The sequence below is a fragment of the Streptomyces sp. AM8-1-1 genome, assembly GCF_032229325.1.
GTDB lineage: Bacteria > Actinomycetota > Actinomycetes > Streptomycetales > Streptomycetaceae > Streptomyces > Streptomyces achmelvichensis.
Genome location: NZ_CP135086.1, coordinates 6,402,280 through 6,419,474, shown reverse-complemented (window position 1 = coordinate 6,419,474; position 17,195 = coordinate 6,402,280). Strand labels below are relative to the sequence as shown.

16 protein-coding genes and 1 pseudogene are annotated in these 17,195 nt (G+C 71.7%); 9 read left to right on the top strand and 8 right to left on the bottom strand.

Annotated features, from left to right (window positions below; all coding sequences use genetic code 11):
- Positions 1-120 precede the first annotated feature (120 nt).
- Together RPQ07_RS28590 and RPQ07_RS28585 are read right to left on the bottom strand one after the other, a co-directional pair.
- Positions 121-1,059 (bottom strand): SCO1860 family LAETG-anchored protein, encoded by a 939-nt coding sequence (locus tag RPQ07_RS28590; RefSeq protein WP_313947086.1) that lies wholly within the window; start codon positions 1,057-1,059, stop codon positions 121-123.
- 351 nt (positions 1,060-1,410) lie between these two features.
- Positions 1,411-2,496, bottom strand: coding sequence for an amidohydrolase family protein (locus RPQ07_RS28585; RefSeq protein ID WP_313947085.1), 1,086 nt, complete (start codon positions 2,494-2,496; stop codon positions 1,411-1,413).
- A 74-nt stretch (positions 2,497-2,570) separates the two neighbouring features.
- Here RPQ07_RS28585 and RPQ07_RS28580 point away from each other — a divergent pair, with 74 nt between their 5' ends.
- From RPQ07_RS28580 to thpD, 5 genes are all read left to right on the top strand, one after another.
- The gene (locus tag RPQ07_RS28580; RefSeq protein WP_313947084.1) at positions 2,571-3,671 is read left to right on the top strand and encodes a pyridoxal-phosphate-dependent aminotransferase family protein; all 1,101 of its coding nucleotides are present in this window, start codon (positions 2,571-2,573) and stop codon (positions 3,669-3,671) included.
- Positions 3,672-4,085: 414 nt separating this feature from the next.
- Entirely contained in the window at positions 4,086-4,622 is a 537-nt protein-coding gene (gene ectA / locus RPQ07_RS28575; RefSeq protein WP_313947083.1) for a diaminobutyrate acetyltransferase, read from the top strand.
- A gap of 25 nt (positions 4,623-4,647) precedes the next feature.
- Positions 4,648-5,916, top strand: coding sequence for a diaminobutyrate--2-oxoglutarate transaminase (ectB, locus tag RPQ07_RS28570; protein ID WP_313947082.1), 1,269 nt, complete (start codon positions 4,648-4,650; stop codon positions 5,914-5,916).
- Between the two features lie 33 nt (positions 5,917-5,949).
- The gene (locus RPQ07_RS28565; RefSeq protein WP_313947081.1) at positions 5,950-6,348 is read left to right on the top strand and encodes an ectoine synthase; all 399 of its coding nucleotides are present in this window, start codon (positions 5,950-5,952) and stop codon (positions 6,346-6,348) included.
- A gap of 3 nt (positions 6,349-6,351) precedes the next feature.
- Positions 6,352-7,248 carry an ectoine hydroxylase gene (gene thpD / locus RPQ07_RS28560; protein WP_313947080.1) on the top strand — a complete coding sequence of 299 codons (897 nt, stop codon included), beginning with the start codon at positions 6,352-6,354 and terminating at the stop codon, positions 7,246-7,248.
- 104 nt (positions 7,249-7,352) lie between these two features.
- Here the strand turns inward: thpD and RPQ07_RS28555 are convergent, their stop codons facing one another.
- On the bottom strand, positions 7,353-8,432 hold the full coding sequence (locus RPQ07_RS28555) for an alkene reductase (RefSeq protein WP_313947079.1): 1,080 nt from the start codon (positions 8,430-8,432) through the stop codon (positions 7,353-7,355).
- Between the two features lie 136 nt (positions 8,433-8,568).
- Here RPQ07_RS28555 and RPQ07_RS28550 point away from each other — a divergent pair.
- Positions 8,569-9,063: pseudogene (locus tag RPQ07_RS28550) on the top strand (MarR family winged helix-turn-helix transcriptional regulator); the annotation flags it as partial.
- Between the two features lie 134 nt (positions 9,064-9,197).
- On the opposite strand, the gene RPQ07_RS28545 reads toward RPQ07_RS28550, so the two are convergent.
- From RPQ07_RS28545 to RPQ07_RS28525, 5 genes are all read right to left on the bottom strand, one after another.
- On the bottom strand, positions 9,198-10,244 hold the full coding sequence (locus RPQ07_RS28545; RefSeq protein WP_313947077.1) for an aminotransferase class V-fold PLP-dependent enzyme: 1,047 nt from the start codon (positions 10,242-10,244) through the stop codon (positions 9,198-9,200).
- A gap of 104 nt (positions 10,245-10,348) precedes the next feature.
- Positions 10,349-11,065 (bottom strand): DsbA family oxidoreductase, encoded by a 717-nt coding sequence (locus RPQ07_RS28540; RefSeq protein WP_313947076.1) that lies wholly within the window; start codon positions 11,063-11,065, stop codon positions 10,349-10,351.
- A 72-nt stretch (positions 11,066-11,137) separates the two neighbouring features.
- Positions 11,138-11,614 (bottom strand): GNAT family N-acetyltransferase, encoded by a 477-nt coding sequence (locus tag RPQ07_RS28535; RefSeq protein WP_313947075.1) that lies wholly within the window; start codon positions 11,612-11,614, stop codon positions 11,138-11,140.
- Positions 11,615-11,658: 44 nt separating this feature from the next.
- On the bottom strand, positions 11,659-12,273 hold the full coding sequence (locus tag RPQ07_RS28530) for a DUF1349 domain-containing protein (RefSeq protein WP_313947074.1): 615 nt from the start codon (positions 12,271-12,273) through the stop codon (positions 11,659-11,661).
- A gap of 4 nt (positions 12,274-12,277) precedes the next feature.
- On the bottom strand, positions 12,278-13,816 hold the full coding sequence (locus RPQ07_RS28525; protein ID WP_313947073.1) for an aldehyde dehydrogenase (NADP(+)): 1,539 nt from the start codon (positions 13,814-13,816) through the stop codon (positions 12,278-12,280).
- Positions 13,817-13,945: 129 nt separating this feature from the next.
- Between RPQ07_RS28525 and RPQ07_RS28520 the strand changes: the two genes are divergently transcribed.
- From RPQ07_RS28520 to RPQ07_RS28510, 3 genes are all read left to right on the top strand, one after another.
- Positions 13,946-14,716, top strand: a complete 771-nt coding sequence (locus tag RPQ07_RS28520) for an IclR family transcriptional regulator (protein WP_313947072.1) — start codon at positions 13,946-13,948, stop codon at positions 14,714-14,716.
- A 203-nt stretch (positions 14,717-14,919) separates the two neighbouring features.
- The gene (locus tag RPQ07_RS28515; RefSeq protein ID WP_313947071.1) at positions 14,920-15,900 is read left to right on the top strand and encodes a hypothetical protein; all 981 of its coding nucleotides are present in this window, start codon (positions 14,920-14,922) and stop codon (positions 15,898-15,900) included.
- The gene (locus RPQ07_RS28510) at positions 15,897-17,177 is read left to right on the top strand and encodes a sensor histidine kinase (protein WP_313947070.1); all 1,281 of its coding nucleotides are present in this window, start codon (positions 15,897-15,899) and stop codon (positions 17,175-17,177) included. Before RPQ07_RS28515 ends, RPQ07_RS28510 begins: the two co-directional genes overlap by 4 nt.
- Positions 17,178-17,195 lie beyond the last annotated feature (18 nt).

Sequence of the window (17,195 nt, the reverse complement as noted above, 5' to 3'; positions counted from 1 at the left end):
CCCCGGGCCCCGAACCCCTGCTCCCCACCCCCGGGCCCGCACGCGCCATCCCCGGGCCCGCGCTCCCCCCTCGCCCGCCCCTCGCCCGCCCCCCCGGCTTGCCGGCGCGGGCCGCTCCGGTCAGCCGCGCGCGCGGCTGCGGGCGACGACGACCGCGGCGCCGCCGAGCGCCAGCAGGACCGCCGAACCTCCCGCGAGGTAGATCGTGGTGGCGCTGCCGCCGGTCTCGGCGAGGTTCTCCTTCGGGGCCTGCGTGGGCTCACCGCCGGACTGCGCCTGGACGCCGGTGGTCGGTTCCTCCGTCGGCGCCTTCGGCGGCTCCTGCTTCTCCGGCTCGCGGGCGGTGGGCGTTTCGCAGGTCGCCTCGGCAAGGGTGACGGAACCGTTCACCTCCGCGACGTTCAGCTTGAGAGGGTTCACCGCGACCTCGAGTTCGAGCGCGGTGGCCGCCGCCGTACGGGACGTGATGCGGGTCGAGGAGAGCTCGAGCGTCACCTCGCCGACCCCTGGCACCTCGATGCGCGTCGGACCGCCCGTCGTGAGGGTCACCTTCTTGCCGAGCACCCGCACATGCCCGAGAAGGTTCGACTCGGCCACCGGCTTGCGGCCCGCTTCGCACACCGCCTTCGAGGTGACCTGCTGGATCTCGATGAGGGACAGCAGCGGCAGGCCGGGGACATGCACCTTGGCACGCGCGAGGGAGGCGTACCCCTCGGCCTTCTTACGGTCGGCGGTGGCCTTCGCGGTGGCGACGTCCGCGCGCAGCACCTGGAAGGGCCTGCCGCCGTCGACCCCGTCCAACTCGACGGTGAGCGCGGTCTTGTCGGCACCGGCCGGGGCCTGCACCTCGTTGAGCGAGGCGCGGAGCGGGACGTTGACGGTCTTGTTGAGCAGGGACACGTCGAGCCCGGTACGGAGCACGACCGCACTCGCCCGTCCCCCGCCGCCGCCGGTGGCGTGCGCCGGACCGGCCAGGGCGACCGGCACCGCCATCAGGGCGACCGCGGCCGTGGCGGCTGCGCAGCGGCGTGCGGGCATGCGGAAGGCGTTGCTGTTCACGGTGGTGGAACCCCCACAGGAGACACGGCGTCGTCCGCCGCCCACGGGGACACGTGGGCGGCGGCGACCGAGACACCGGAATCTTTACGCACGGAGAGTGAACTGACAGACACCTGGCGTCAGTTCACCCCAAAGGGGGGTTTCCGCGACTGCATTCGATTCTTGATGCACGCACGTTCCCCGAAACCCGGCAGACACAGCGGTGAGGGAGGTGCGCCGGTCTCACCGGGGGTCGCGCACGGAAGTGCTTCAACGAACGGACGGAGCGCCGGGTCACGCTCGGTCAACACGGTGACGCGGGCGCGGTCGGCCGGCGACGAGGCCACGGCCGGCACGTGACGCGGGGTGCCGTCAGCCGACGACCTGACCGTTCAGGACCACCCGCCGCGGTGCCGCCAGCGCCCGCACGTCCGCCCGCGGATCCGTGTCGTACACGACGAGGTCCGCCGGAGCGCCCTCCTGAAGGGCCGGCCGGCCCAGCCACTCGCGTGCACCCCACGCGGTCGCCGACAGGGCCTCCACGGGCGGGATACCGGCCCGTACGAGCTCGGCCACCTCCGCCGCCACCAGACCATGGGCCAGCGAACCGCCCGCGTCCGTACCGACGAAGACCGGGACGCCCGCGTCGTAGGCCGCGCGCACGGTGTCGTAACGGCGCTCGTACAGCCGCCGCATATGGGCCGACCAGACGGGGAACTTGGACTCGCCGCCGTCAGCGAGCGCCGGGAAGGTGGCGATGTTGACGAGGGTCGGCACGATGGCGACCCCGCGCTCCGCGAACAGCGGGATGGTGTCCTCGGTGAGTCCGGTCGCGTGCTCGATGCAGTCGATGCCTGCCTCGACCAGGTCACGCAGCGCGTCCTCGGCGAAGCAGTGCGCGGTGACCCGCGCGCCCAGCCGGTGCGCTTCGGCGATGGCGGCCTCGACGGCGCCGCGCGGCCAGCAGGCGGTCAGATCGCCCGCCTCCCGGTCGATCCAGTCGCCGACGAGCTTGACCCAGCCGTCGCTGCGCCGGGCCTCCGCGCCGACGTACGCCACGAGGTCCTCGGGCTCGATCTCATGGGCGAAGTTGCGGATGTAGCGGCGGGTACGGGCGATGTGCCGGCCCGCCCGGATGATCTTCGGCAGATCGTCGCGGTCGTCGATCCAGCGGGTGTCGGAGGGGGATCCGGCGTCCCGGATGAGCAGCGTGCCGGCCTCGCGGTCGGTGAGCGCCTGCTTCTCGCTGGTCGCCTCGTCCACCGCGCCGTGGTGATCCAGCCCGACGTGGCAGTGCGCGTCGACGAGGCCCGGGAGCACCCATCCCTCGACCGTCGTCGTCTCCCCGGACGGCCGGTCGTAGCTGACGCGTCCATCGACGACCCACAGCTCGTCGCGGACGTCCTCCGGGCCGACGAGCACCCGCCCCTTCACATGCAGCGTCACGTGATCCCTCATGCCCAGCACTGTACGAGGGCGTGAGTAGGCTCGGCCGGGAGGACCCAGAACACCGCGACGAAGAAGGCACCACCGTGACACACCCGCTGCTGGACCTGGCCCCGCTCACCGCCGCGCAGTTCGCCGGCATCGAACGGAGGGTCGCCGCGCTGCTCGGCACCGAGCAGGATGTGGTGATCATGCAGGGCGAGGCCCTGCTCCCGCTGGAGGGGTGCATCCGCGGCGCCGCACGGCCGGGTTCCACCGCACTGAACGTGGTGACCGGGCCGTACGGACAGACCTTCGGGAACTGGCTCCGGGACTGCGGCGCGAACGTTGTCGACCTCGAGATCCCCTTCCACACGGCGGTCACCGCGGATCAGGTAGAGCAGGCGCTGGCCGCGCACCCGGAGATCGACTTCGTCTCGCTGGTGCACGCGGAGGCGGCCACGGGCAACACCAACCCCGTCGCCCCGATCGGTGAGGTCGTCCGCGCTCACGGTGCGCTCTTCATGCTCGACGCGGTGGCGTCGGTGGCGGCCGAGCCGCTGCTGCCGGACGCCTGGGGCGTGGATCTGTGCGTGATCGGCGCCCAGAAGGCCATGGGCGGCCCCGCCGGGGTCTCGGCGGTGTCGGTGAGCGAGCGCGCCTGGGAGCGGATTTCGGCCAATCCCGCGGCGCCGAGGCGCTCGTACCTCTCGCTGCTGGACTGGAAGGAGCGGTGGATCGACGGCGGCCGCACCGCACTGCTGCACGCTCCCGCGCAACTGGAGATGCTGGCACTGGAGGCCTGTGTGGAGCGCATCGAGACGGAGGGTCTCGACGCGGTGACAGCCCGCCACGCCTCGGCCGCTGCGGCCACGCGCGCGGGTGTCACCGCTCTCGGCGGCGGCCTCGAACCGTATGTGCACGAGGCGAGGGACGCCGCCCCGGTGGCGACGACGCTGCGCACCCCGCCCGGCGTGGACGCATCGGAGCTGGTGGCCCGGGCGCTGGCCGCCGACCCCTCCCTGCCGCTCATCGCCGGTGGCGGTGCGCTGTCCAAGGAGATGATCCGGGTGAACCACTACGGCGTGGACGCCACGCGCGGCGCTGTGCAGTCCTCCCTCGCGGCGCTGGGTGCCGCGCTCGCGGAGACGGGCGTGCGGGTGGACCTGGAGGCCGCTCGCCGCGCGGTCACCGAGGCCTGGCGCTGAGGCATCGGGGCCCGGCGCCGGGATCTCGTCCCGGGGGCCGGGCCTGCGTTTCCGGGAATTCTTCCGGAGAGTGAACGGCATTTCTCGCTGCGTCGAAGTCCGCGCTATTAAACCAATTCCATGAATTGTTTTACCGGTAGCAGCTTCCCGGCTTCTTCTGCCCCCGTTCCGCGACCCTAAACGTCAGAGATCCATCAAGAATCCGACGGGTGATTCGAGCAGATCTCGGAGTCGTTACGGACGTGTGACCGACCCCACAGGGCGCCCGATTGGCCGCTTATTTTCGGGGCAAACCCGACCATAGCGCCTCCTCGGGACCTTAAGACTCACGCACGCGCGATAACACACGAGGACGCTCCAGCCAACCCCTCCCCGCAATGCATTTTTTGAATTTGCTCGGTAAATTGCATCGACATGACCGCCGCACAAGAAGACCTTGTACGAGCCACTTCCCCGAGCGAATTCACGGAGATCGACACCCCACGAGTGGAGGACGGAGCCGCGATCTGGCGCATTGCCCGCGACTCCGAGGTCCTGGACCTCAACTCCTCGTACAGCTACCTGCTGTGGTGTCGCGACTTCGCGGCCACATCCCTGGTGGCGCGTGACGCGGGCGGCGAGCCGATCGCCTTCGTCACCGGCTACGCACGCCCCGACCGCCCCGAGACCCTGGTCGTCTGGCAGGTTGCCGTCGACCGGGAGCACCAGGGGCAGGGACTCGCCGGTGTGCTGCTGGACGCGCTGACCGTCAAGGTCACCGGCGATCGCGGCGTGACGCAGATGGAGACGACCATCACGCCGGACAACACGGCGTCCGACCGGTTGTTCACCTCGTACGCCAAGCGCCACGGCGCACAGCTCGAACGCGAAGTCCTCTTCGACGGCGATCTGTTCCCCGAGGGAACCCATCTGCCGGAAGTTCTGTACCGCATCGGCCCCATCTCCGCCTGATCCCCCCACACTTCTGGAGACTGCTGTGACCATCACCCCGCCCGCCCTGAGTGTCTTCGAGACCCTGGAGTCGGAGGTGCGCAGCTACTGCCGCGGTTGGCCCGCAGTGTTCGACCGTGCGCAGGGCAGCTACCTCCACGACGAGGACGGCCACACCTACCTGGACTTCTTCGCCGGAGCAGGCTCGCTCAACTACGGACACAACAACCCGGTGCTGAAACGCGCGCTGATCGACTACATCGAGCGTGACGGCATCACCCACGGCCTGGACATGGCGACGGTGGCCAAACGAGCGTTCCTGGAGTCGTTCCAGAACGTGATCCTGCGGCCGCGCGATCTGCCGTACAAGGTCATGTTCCCCGGCCCGACCGGCACCAACGCGGTCGAGGCGGCCCTGAAGCTGGCCCGCAAGGTCAAGGGCCGCGAGTCGGTCGTCTCGTTCACCAACGCCTTCCACGGCATGTCGCTCGGCTCCCTGGCCGTCACCGGCAACGCCTTCAAGCGGGCCGGCGCCGGCATACCGCTGGTGCACGGCACGCCCATGCCGTTCGACAACTACTTCGACGGCCAGGTCCCCGACTTCCTGTGGTTCGAGCGACTGCTGGAGGACCAGGGCTCCGGTCTCAACAAGCCGGCCGCCGTGATCGTCGAGACCGTGCAGGGCGAGGGCGGCATCAACGTCGCCCGCGCCGAGTGGCTGCGTGCGCTCCAGGACCTGTGCCACCGCCAGGACATGCTGCTGATCGTCGACGACATCCAGATGGGCTGCGGCCGCACCGGCGGCTTCTTCTCCTTCGAGGAGGCCGGCATCACGCCGGACATCGTGACGCTGTCGAAGTCGATCAGCGGCTACGGACTGCCCATGTCGCTCTGCCTGTTCAAGCCGGAGCTGGACGTCTGGGAGCCCGGCGAGCACAACGGCACCTTCCGCGGCAACAACCCCGCGTTCGTCACCGCCGCCGCCGCGCTCGACACCTACTGGGCCGACGGCCAGATGGAGAAGCAGACCCTCGCCCGTGGCGAGCAGGTCGAGCAGGCGCTGCTGGCCATCGTCGCCGAGAGCGGCGACACCGGGCTCAGCTTCCGCGGACGCGGACTGGTCTGGGGCCTGGAGTTCACCGACAAGCCGCGCGCATCGGCCGTCTGCGCCCGCGCGTTCGAGCTGGGGCTGCTGCTGGAGACCTCCGGCCCGGAGAGCGAGGTGGTGAAGCTGCTTCCCGCGCTCACCATCACGCCCGACGAGCTCGACGAGGGCCTGCGCATCCTGGCCCGCGCGGTCCGCGAGACCGCCTGACACCCGTACCTGAAGGAAAGGCATCAACTCACCGTGCTAGTCCGATCGTTCAAGGACATCGAGAACACCGATCGCCATGTGCGGTCCGCATCCGGCACCTGGGAGAGCAAGCGCATCGTGCTCGCCAAGGAGAAGGTCGGGTTCTCGCTCCACGAGACCGTGCTGTACGCGGGTACGGAGACGTCGATGTGGTACGCGAACCACATCGAGGCCGTGCTCTGTGTGGAGGGTGAGGCCGAACTCACCGACGACGAGACCGGCGAGACCCACTGGATCGAGCCCGGCACGATGTACCTGCTGGACGGGCACGAGCGCCACACACTCCGTCCGAAAACCGATTTCCGCTGTGTCTGCGTCTTCAACCCTCCCGTCACCGGACGGGAGGACCACGACGAGAACGGCGTCTACCCGCTGCTCACCGAGGAGGGCTGAAGAATGACCACCGCCGCTGTACGCACCGATCTCTACCCGACCCGAGGCGTTGGCGAGGTGGTGACCCCCCGCCAGGACCCGGTCGTCTGGTCGCCGCCGGGCGCTCCGGGGCCGATCGGCCAGAACGATCTGACGGGCTTCGAGCGCGACGGCTTCCTCACGGTCGAGGATCTGATCTCCGACGACGAGGTCGAGCTCTACCGTGCGGAGCTGGACCGGCTGATCGCCGACCCGGCCGTCCGCGCCGACGAGCGCTCGATCATCGAGCCGACGTCGCAGGACGTGCGCTCGGTCTTCGAGGTCCACAAGCTGAGCGAGATCTTCGCTTCGCTGGTGCGCGACGAGCGGGTGGTGGGCCGGGCCCGCCAGATCCTCGGCTCGGACGTGTACGTCCACCAGTCGCGGATCAATGTGAAGCCGGGCTTCGGCGCCTCGGGCTTCTACTGGCACTCGGACTTCGAGACCTGGCACGCCGAGGACGGACTGCCGAACATGCGCACCGTCTCGGTCTCGATCGCGCTGACCGAGAACCGTGACACCAACGGCGGGCTGATGATCATGCCCGGTTCGCACAAGTCGTTCCTGGGCTGCGCGGGCGAGACGCCGAAGGACAACTACAAGAAGTCGCTGCAGATGCAGGACGCCGGCACACCGTCGGACGCCGCGCTGACCCGGTTCGCGGACCGGCACGGCATCCGGCTGTTCACCGGCCGGGCCGGCTCGGCGACCTGGTTCGACTGCAACTGCATGCACGGCTCCGGTGACAACATCACGCCGTACGCCCGCAGCAACGTCTTCATCGTGTTCAACAGCGTGGACAATGCCGCGGAGGAGCCGTTCGCCGCTCCGGTACCGCGTCCGGAGTTCATCGGGGCACGGGACTTCACCCCCGTGCGCTGACACGTCGTGCGCTGACACGCTTCTGCGGCCCAGGGCCCGGCCGCCCCTCCTCGTGAGGGGTGGCCGGGCCCTGGGCCGTCCAACTGCCGTACCGCGCCGAGTACTCAGCCGCGTACTGACAGGGTCGGGTAGTCGGTGTACCCCTGGTCGCCGCCGCCGAAGAACGACGCGGTGTCCGGCGTGTTGTAGGGGCCTTCGGTCCGCAGCCGGGCGGGCAGGTCCGGGTTGGCGAGGAACAGCGCGCCGAAGGCGAGGATGTCGGCGATCCCGTCCTCGACCAGCGGCAGGACGCGGTGGTCGGTGGGACCCTCCGTCACCGGGTTCAGGATGAACGTGCCGCTGAACTGCTTGCGCAGGGCGAGCGTCACGTCCCGGGCGCCCGTGTTGGTCTCGGTGATGTGCAGATAGCCGAGGCCCAGCGGCTCCAACTGCTCGACCAGCGCCGGGTAGAGGGCTTCGGTGTCGGTCTCCGCGATGTCGTTGTACACGTTGCCGGGCGAGAGCCGCAGTCCGGTGCGCTCGGCGCCGATGGCCGCGGCGACGGCCTTGGTCACCTCCACCGCGAAACGGATGCGGTTCTCCACCGGGCCGCCCCACTCGTCGGTGCGCAGGTTGGTGTTGGGCGCGAGGAACTGGTGGATGAGGTAGCCGTTGGCGCCGTGCAGTTCGACGCCGTCGAAGCCGGCCGCGATCGCGTTGCGCGCCGCGGCGGCGAAGTCGTCCACGACCGAGCGGATCTCCTCGGCGGTCAGCTCGCGCGGGGCGAGGAAGTCCTTCGGGCCCTCGTGCGTGAAGAGCTGGCCGGCAGCCGCCACGGCGGACGGGGCCACGCTGGCCCGGCCGTCGGGGAAGAGCACCGGGTGACCGATGCGTCCGGCGTGCATGATCTGGGCGAAGATCGTGCCGCCCTCGGCGTGCACGGCATCGGTGACCCTGCGCCAGGCGGCGACCTGCTCGTCGCTGTGCAGCCCGGGGGTGTCGGGGTAGCCCTGTCCCGTCACGGACGGCTGGATGCCCTCGGTGATGATCAGCCCCGCGCCGGCGCGCTGGCTGTAGTACTCCACCGTGGAGTCGGTGACGGTGAGGCCGTCGCCGAACGCCCTGCTGCGGGTCATCGGCGCCATGGCGATGCGGTTGCCGAGCTGGGTGCCGGACAGGTCGATCGGGTCGAAGACGGTGGTCATGGGGGCTCCCGGAGAGTTATGTGGTCGGCCAAGTATCGGTGCCGGGAGCCACTGTAACTCATTAATTGGCCGACCAAGGTAAAGTTGTCCGCAAGACTGTCCCCGACGACAGCGCCTCGCCCGAGAAGGAGGGCCGATGATGTCCGAGACCGCGGCCGACCCCGCCTGTACGGTCCCGCTGCCGGGCTCCGCGCTCGGCGGTCCCGTCAGCCATGCCGTCTCCCGGGTCGCCCGGCTGCACCGCATGGCCGCGGGCAAGCTCCTCAAGGGCGCCGGCCTCTACCCGGGGCAGGAGTTCGTGATGATGCACCTGTGGGACGCCGGGCCGGTTCGGCAGTCCGAGCTGATCAAGGCCGTGGAGCTCGATCCGTCCACCGTCACCAAGATGCTCCAGCGGCTGGAGCAGGCCGGGCACGTGCGCCGCTACCCCGACCCCGCCGACCGGCGCGCCGTCCTGATCGAGGCCACCGCCGACAGCTGCGCGCTGCACTCCGCGGTGGAAGAGGCCTGGACGAACCTGGAGGAGCACACACTCCACGGGCTGAGCACCGACGAACGCACCGAACTGGTCCGGCTGCTGGCGAAGGTCGAGAAGAATCTCTGCGTGCAGGCCGGGGACTGCCCCGACCGGACGGAGCGTGGGGCTGAGGCGTCCGCCGACCGGAGCGAGGGCACGGCCGCGGAATCCCCCGCCCGGACCGAGGGCACGGCCGAGCAGTCCCCCGTCGCTCAGCCGACCCCCGTCGCTCAGTAGGCGCCCGCCGCTCAGCCCGCGAGCACGTCCAGCGCCCGGTCCACGTCGGCGGCCGAGTTGTAGAGGTGGAACGCGGCCCGGAGGTTCCCCGACCGGGCCGACACCACGACACCCGCGCGGGCGAGGTCGGCCACCCGGTCGTCGAGCCCCGGCACGGCGACGACGGCCGACTCGCCCGGCACGGCCTCGTACCCCAGCCGCGCCACCCCGTCGCGGAACCGCCGGGCCAGCGCGGTGTCATGGGCGTGCACGGCGTCGATGCCGATCTCCTCCAGCAGCGCGAGCGACTGCTCGGCCGCGTGGTACGAGGGGAAGGCCGGCGGCTCGTCGAAGCGCCGGGCCGAGCGGGCCAGTTCATCGACCGGGCCGTAGATCGACCCGTTCTCGTCCTCGGCGGCGAACGGCCCCGCGTGGATCGGCACCACCGACCGCTGCGCCTCCTCGCCCACGGTCAGGAACGAGACCCCGCGGGGGCACATCAGGAACTTGAAGGCGCCGGTGACGGTGAAGTCCCACGCGTCCGCGTCCAGCGGCAGCCAGCCCGCCGACTGGCTGGCGTCAAGGAGGGTGCGGGCGCCGTGCGCCGCCGCCGCGGCCCGGACCGCCGCCAGATCGGCGATCCGGCCGTCCGACGACTGCACCGAGGAGAGGGCGACCAGCGCCGTCCCGGGGCGCACCGCCTCCGCCAGGCCTTCCAGCGGCACGAAGCGGAGCTTGAGGTCACCGCGCACCGCGAACGGGGTGATCACCGAGGAGTAGTCCCCCTCCGGGAAGAGGATCTCCGAGCCGGGCGGGAAGGACTGCGCGACGAGCCCGACGTGCACCGCCACCGAACCGCCGACGGCCACCCGCGCCTCGTCCGTACCGGTCAGCCGGGCGAAGGACCGCCGGACGGCACCCACTCTCGGCCAGTCGCCCGCCCCGCCGGGCCGGCCGGCCGCGAGCTCCTCGACCAGCGCCGTGACGGCATCGGCCGCGCTGCGGGGCAGCAGCCCGGCGCTACAGGTGTTCAGATACGTCTTGTCCGGCGCGAACGCGGCACCGCCCAGGGTCTCCATGAGATCACCCTGCGGTGCGGCCAACCGCAGGTCAACCGCGAATCGTTGAGGGGTACCCGTCAGCGGTGCTTCATCGTCGGGCGCGCCGGACCCAGCCCGCACGATCAGTGCCGCGGGACCTCGCACGAGCCGTCGGTGTCGCACACGGGCGCGTCCCCGCCGTCCACGGCGACGGGTGTGAGGGTCCGGCCCTGCCAGGCCTGCTCCAGCGCCTGGGTGAACAGCTCGGCCGGCTGACCGCCGGAGATGCCGTAGCGCCGGTCGAGGACGAAGAAGGGCACGCCGTTCGCGCCCAGCTCCGCGGCCTCGCGCTCGTCGGTCCGTACGTCGTCGGCGTACGCGTCCTCGTCGGTGAGCACCGCGCGGGCCTCGTCCGCGTCCAGTCCCGCCTCGACCGCGAGCTCCACCAGCACCTCGGCGTCGAAGACCGAGCGCTCCTCGGCGAAGTTGGCGCGGTAGGCGAGGTCGAGCAGTTCGTCCTGGCGGCCGCGGGCCTTGGCGAGGTGCAGCAGACGGTGGATGTCGAAGGTGCTGCCGTGGCCGCGGCCCTCGGTGCGGTAGCCGAGGCCCTCGGAGCGGGCGTTGGAGGCGACGTGCTCCTCCATGGCCTGCGCCTCCTCGCGGCTGCGCCCGTACTTCAGGGCCAGCATGTCGACGACGGGCGCGGTGTCACCCTTGGCGCGGCCCGGGTCGAGCTCGAAGGACCGGTGCACGACCTCGACCTGGTCACGGTGGGCGAAGTCCGCGAGCCCCTTCTCGAAGCGCGCCTTGCCGATGTAGCACCACGGGCAGGCGATGTCGCTCCAGATCTCGACGCGCATGCTGATTCTCTCCAGGGTCCGAACGGTACGGAGGCCACCTCCGCTCCGACCTCAACACCCGCGGCACCCGCCTCATTCCACGGCGCGCGGCACGGTGAGCCGCATCACCAGGTGATTGCCCGAGAGCGGCTCGTCCGGGTCGGGTGTCCAGCCGTGTGCGGTGTAGAAGTCCTGGGCGCGCCGGTTGTGCTCGAAGACCTCCAGCCGGGCGGTGGTCACGCCCGCGCTGCGCCAGCCCTCCACGCACGCCCGGTGCAGCGCGGTGCCGATACCGGCGCGCCAGAGCGCGGGGTGGACATGGAGTTGGGTGAGCGTCATGACGCCGTCGACCGTGCGGGAGGCCGCCACGCCGGCGAGGGCCCCGTCCCGTTCCGCGCAGAGCACCGCACCGCGCTCGATGGCCGCCGCCCAGCCCGCGCGGGTGCGGGCGTGCTCGGCGGGGCTGTCGAAGGCCTCGTCCGGTATGTGCCCGCGGTAATAGGTGGCACGGGCCTCGGCGTGCAGGGCGGTGACGGCGTCGAGGTCCTCGGGAACGGCTGGTCTGATCATGGTACGGGGGACGCACGCGGCAGGCCGTGCGGTTGCGGGCGTGGTCAGGAACCGTCGCGCAGCCCGTCCGGCCAGCCCTCGCGGAACTCGATCTCGTCGTAGGTCACCACACACCCCTCGCCGACCGGCGACTGGGCGAGGAAGCCGACGAGCGCGGCACCGGCCTGTTCCTCGGTGCCGAGCGCGAAGATCCGGACGAAGGTCCACCGCTTGCCGTCCGTCGACGCGTGGAAGGCGAAGGCCTTGCCCGTACGGCTGATCCGCAGCCAGACGCTGTCGCCGTCCACCTCGAAGGAGTTGGCGTCGTCGGAGTAGCCGCGGGTCACCACCGTGCAGATGGTGGGCCTGTCCGGGGAGAGTTCCAGACAGAGCTTGGCCCACTCCCGCTCACCGACGTGCAGATAGAGCACACCGGCGTCGAAGGCGGCGGCGAATCCGACCGTGACGCGGGCGATCAGCTGGAAGTCCCCCTCCGGCGAGCCGAGCAGGCGCGGCGCGTCGGAGGCGGGGTCCAGCGAGTCGCCCGCCGGGGGCACGAAACGATCCTGCCGGGCCCCCGCCCAGCCGGTCAGCACCCCTTTCTCGTACGACCAGTTGGCGTCGGGGCCGTAGGGGCGCAGAGGGAAGGGGAGTTCAGGCAGCTCGATGGAGTCGGTCACCCGCTCAGCTTGCGGGAGTCTCGCGGCGTCCGTCCACCCGACGCGGCAGACCGAGCGGGTTGTCGTCCCGCAACTCCGGCGGAAGGAGCGCCTCCGGGGTCGTCTGATAGGTGACCGGCCGCAGCCAGCGCTCGATCGCGGTGGCGCCGACCGAGGTGGAGGTGGACGTGGTCGCCGGGTAGGGGCCGCCGTGGTGCTGGGCGGGGGCGACGGCGACACCGGTCGGCCAGCCGTCCACCAGCACCCGGCCCGCGAGCGGGGTGAGTTCGGCGAGCAGCTCCGCGCCGCGGCCCTCCCCTGCGGCCTCGGCGGCCGAGAGGTGCACGGTGGCGGTGAGATTGCCGGGCAGGCGTCCGAGCACGGCGGTGATCTCGTCGTCCGACTCGTACCGCGCGACCACGGTGACCGGGCCGAAGCACTCCTCCAGGAGCAGATCGTGCGGCCCGTCGGCGGTGAGCAGCCGCGCCGGCAGGGACAGGAAGCCGGCGCTCACGGTGTGATCCCCGCCGGCCCCGGGAGTGATCGGGGCCTCGACGAACGGCAGGTCCGCCCGTTCCCGTACGCCCTCGACGAAGGCGCCACGCATCCGGTGGTCGAGCATCACGCCGGGCTCGGTCTCGCTGACCGCGTCCGTGAGCGACTTGAGCATCCGGTCGCCCGCGTCGCCGGCCGGGGCCAGGACGAAGCCGGGCTTGGTGCAGAACTGCCCTTCGCCGAGGGTCATCGACCCCGCGAGTCCGGAGCCGATCTGCTCGGCGCGCTCGGCGGCGGCCTCCTCGGTGACCACCACCGGGTTGAGAGAACCGAGTTCACCGTGGAAGGGGATGGGGGTGGGGCGGGCGGCCGCGGCGTCGAAGAGGGCACGTCCGCCGCGTACGGAACCGGTGAAGCCGGCCGCGGCGACCAGCGGGTGCCGCACGAGTTCGACGCCGGCCTCGAAGCCGTGCACGAGGCTCAGCACGTCCTCGGGCAGACCGACCTGCTTCGCGGCCCTGCGCAGTACGGACGCGCACAGCTCGGCGGTCGCGGGGTGGTCGGGGTGGGCCTTGACGACGACCGGGCAGCCCGCGGCGAGCGCGCTGGCGGTGTCGCCGCCGGGCACGGAGAAGGCGAGCGGGAAGTTGCTGGCGGAATAGACGGCGACGACACCGAGGGGGATCTTGTAGCGGCGCAGGTCGGGCCACGGCGGGGTGCGGTCCGCGTCCGCGTGGTCGATGTGGACGTCGAGGTACGCGCCCTCGTCGACGACATCGGCGAAGGCCCGCAACTGCGCCGTGGTGCGCGCGAGTTCACCGGTGAGGCGGGTGGGGCCGAGCGCGGTCTCGGCGTCGGCCGCCTCGATGACGTGCTCGCGGGCCTCGTCGAGCAGGTCGGCGGCGGTGCGGAGCAGACGCGCGCGTACACTCCGGTCGGCGAGGGCGGGGCGGGCGGCGTGGGCGGAACGGACCACGCGGTCGATCTCCTCGGCCGTCGACTCCACCGCAACCTGCTCCCGCGGGTTCCCGGTTCGGGGGTCGACACTCCAGACTGGTGCTGCTGCCACCGCGGCTTCCTTCCCGGTCTTCTTGCCACCCACCAGGAGTTGTTCGGTATTCTGAACAGCGTTCCCGATGGTGAATATGTGGGGACTCTATTTCCGGGCGTTCTGCGCGGTCAAGAAGGAGCGAGGGCAATGTCGACGGCGGATTCTGGTGGGGCACAGGTCAAGTCCGCGGTGCGGACGGTGGAACTGCTCGAGTACTTCGCCGGGCGCCCCGGCATGCACTCCCTGGCCGCGGTCCAGGAGGCCGTCGGCTACCCCAAGTCCAGCCTCTACATGCTGCTGCGCACCCTGGTCGAGCTCGGCTGGGTGGAGACGGACGCCACCGGCACGCGCTACGGCATCGGCGTCCGCGCCCTGCTGGTCGGCACCTCCTACATCGACGGCGACGAGGTCGTGGCAGCCGCCCGGCCGACGCTGGACCGGCTCTCCGACGACACCACCGAGACCATCCACCTCGCCCGCCTCGACGGGACGAACGTCGTCTACCTCGCCACCCGGCAGTCGCAGCACTATCTGCGCCCCTTCACCCGCGTCGGCCGCAGGCTGCCGGCCCACTCCACCTCGCTGGGCAAGGCTCTGCTCGCCACCCACAGCGACGAGCAGGTGCGCAAGATGCTCCCGGAGACCCTGTCGTCCCTGACCGAGCACACCCTCACCGACCGCGAGAAGCTCATCGAGGAACTGCACCTCATCCGCGAGCAGGGCTACGCCGTGGACCGCGAGGAGAACACCCTCGGGTTGCGCTGCTTCGGCATCGCGATCCCCTACCGCACACCGGCCCGTGACGCGATCAGCTGCTCGGTCCCGGTGGCCCGGCTCACCCCGGCGCACGAGCAGATGATCAAGGATGCGCTGTTCGACGCGCGCGACCGCCTCACGCTCGCGACGCGCAGGCTCTGACGACCCGGCTCACGACCCCGACGCACGAACGCCGACGGCCCGCTCCCGGCACGCGGCCGGGACGGTCCGGCTGACGCTCCCGACGCACGAACGCCGACGGCCCGCCTCACGCCCCGACGCCGGCGCCCGCCTCCGCCGCGCGGCGGAGGCGGTTCCTCACCACGCACGACGTGCGCACGGTCACGGCACGGGAGCGTGGAGCCATGACCCGGACACCCCTCGCCCCCGCGCCTCCCGCCGCGATACGGCCGTCACGCGCCGCCGCCGTCCTGCGCGCCGTGGCGATCGTCGCCTGCGTCCCGTACGTCACCCTGAAGACCGCGTGGATGGCGGGCAGCACCATCGGCATCCCCGACGGGAGCGTCCTGCTGGGGAACCGCGCGACGCTGGGGCTCGCCAACGGCGTCACCGTCCTGATGGACTCGGCCGTCGTGGTCCTCGCGCTGCTGCTCACCCGGCCGTGGGGACTGCGGGTGCGGACCTGGCTGCTCGCCTTCCCCTTCTGGGTCGCCACCGGGCTGCTCGCACCGATCATGGCCGGCTTCCCGCTCCAGCTGCTCGTCTCCGCCTTCGGCGGGACGACGTCCGCCGACACCGCCACCGAACCGTTCCTCGACGACTGGGTCTTCGGCGTCGTCTACGGCGGCTTCATCCTCCAGGGCCTCGCCCTCGGCGCACTCTTCGTCCGCTACGCGCGCAATCGCTGGGCCGACCTGTGGCAGGCCCGGCTGCGTGACCTGCCGGCCGCGCCTTCCGCCAGGGTGGCGGCCGCCGCGGGTGCGCTCGCCGCGCTGCTGCCGGCCGTCATGCATCTGCTGTGGATGTGCGGTGCGACGCTCGGCCTCTCCGCCCGCCGGATCGACGAGCGCGCCGCCGATTTCCACGTCCTGGAGGGAGTGCGCCTCGCCTTCGTCCTGGCCGCCGTGGCCGGGGCTCTTCTCCTCACCTCCGGCCGTCATCGCGCCTCCTCGCTGCCGGTGAAGATTCCGCTCGGGGCGGCCTGGGTCGGCTCCGGCGCTCTCGCCGCCTGGGGCGGCTGGCTGCTGTTCGCCTCGCTGATGCCGCAGGACGACCGGTTCAACCGCTCCACGGGTCTGCTCCCTCTGACCTACGCTGTCGAGATGATCGCGGGCGTCCTCCTCATCGGCGCCGTCGTCTCCCAACTGCGGCGGCGCGGCGCGTGACCGAGCGTGCGAGCGGCCTGCTCCGGGCCTGGACCGGGGCGCTGTTCGGGTCCCGGGCCAGGCTGCGCTGGCTGCATCTCGTCCTGGGCGGCGCGCTGTTGATGCCGTACTGGCTCGTCGGCACCGTGGTGATCGGCCCGATCGTCGGCTCCGACAATGCCTTCGGCGGTTCGCTCACCCACCAGTTCGGGGCGTACGCGGTCGCGCTGCCGCTCGCCGCGCTGACCGCGCTGTTCCCGCCCGCCAGGCCGCTGTCGGTGGCGGCGGCGCGGGCGCTGTGCGGGGTGCCGGGGCAGCTGCTCGCGGACGGACCGGCGCACTCGCGGGCGGCCCGGGGACGGACCTCGGCCTGGTTCACGCTCCACATCGGGCTCGGGGGCCTGATCAGCGGTGCCTCGCTGGCGCTGCCGCCGTTCGCGGTGACGCTGATGCTGCTGCCGCTCTCCGGCGCGGTGCGGGAGTGGTTCCGGGCGCCGGACTACCCCGCCTGGCAGCTCGCCCTGTTCCCGTTCGCCGGGATCGCGATGCTCGTGGCGCTCGCGGCCTGCGTCGCGGCGGCCGGCGCGCTGCTGGCACGCCAGGCACCCCTGCTCCTCGGCCCCACCCCCGCCGACCGGCTCGCCGCCGCCGAGCGCCGGGCCACCGAACTGGCCGAGCGCAACCGTCTCGCCCGCGAACTGCACGACTCCGTGGGCCATGCGCTCAGCGCGGTGACCCTGCAGGCAGGCGCGGCGCGCAAGGTCCTGGACACCGATGTGGAGTTCGTCCGCGAGGCGCTGGCCGCGATCGAGGAGACCACCCGGCGTACGGTCGGCGAACTCGACTCCGTCCTCGGCCTGTTGCGCCGGGGGGAGATGGACCAGGCAGACGAGGCCGCCGAGGGCCCCGTGGCCACCGGTCCCGGACTCGACGCTCTGGACGGGCTGATGTCCCGCAGCGGCGTGCCCGTGTCGCTGACCGCGGAGGGCGACCGGGCTGCCGTGCCCCCGCCCGTCTCGCGCGAGGCGTACCGGATCGTCCAGGAAGGGCTCAGCAACGCCCTGCGCCATGCCGGGGCGCGCCCGGTTTCGCTGTGGATCGCCGTACGCGGCGAGGAGTTGGAGATCGTGATGGAGAACCCGCTGCCCGCCAGGGCCGCGACGGTGCGCCCGGGAGGCGGCCGTGGTGTGCGCGGCATCGCCGAGCGTGCGGCGCTGCTGGGCGGGGACGCCCACGCCGGACCGCACGGCGACGTGTGGCGGCTGCACGCCCGGCTGCCGCTGGGCGGTGCCCGGTGAGCGCGGTGCGGATCGTCC

Bases quoted from the DNA above. Each gene is read 5' to 3' on its own strand.
- RPQ07_RS28540 (WP_313947076.1), bottom strand. From the start codon at position 11,065: ATGCGCGTCGAGATCTGGAGCGACATCGCCTGCCCGTGGTGCTACATC.
- RPQ07_RS28520 (WP_313947072.1), top strand. From the start codon at position 13,946: ATGTCGACGGCGGATTCTGGTGGGGCACAGGTCAAGTCCGCGGTGCGG.
- RPQ07_RS28535 (WP_313947075.1), bottom strand. From the start codon at position 11,614: ATGATCAGACCAGCCGTTCCCGAGGACCTCGACGCCGTCACCGCCCTG.
- thpD (WP_313947080.1), top strand. From the start codon at position 6,352: ATGACCACCGCCGCTGTACGCACCGATCTCTACCCGACCCGAGGCGTT.
- RPQ07_RS28515 (WP_313947071.1), top strand. From the start codon at position 14,920: ATGACCCGGACACCCCTCGCCCCCGCGCCTCCCGCCGCGATACGGCCG.
- ectA (WP_313947083.1), top strand. From the start codon at position 4,086: ATGACCGCCGCACAAGAAGACCTTGTACGAGCCACTTCCCCGAGCGAA.
- RPQ07_RS28585 (WP_313947085.1), bottom strand. From the start codon at position 2,496: ATGAGGGATCACGTGACGCTGCATGTGAAGGGGCGGGTGCTCGTCGGC.
- RPQ07_RS28555 (WP_313947079.1), bottom strand. From the start codon at position 8,432: ATGACCACCGTCTTCGACCCGATCGACCTGTCCGGCACCCAGCTCGGC.
- RPQ07_RS28545 (WP_313947077.1), bottom strand. From the start codon at position 10,244: ATGGAGACCCTGGGCGGTGCCGCGTTCGCGCCGGACAAGACGTATCTG.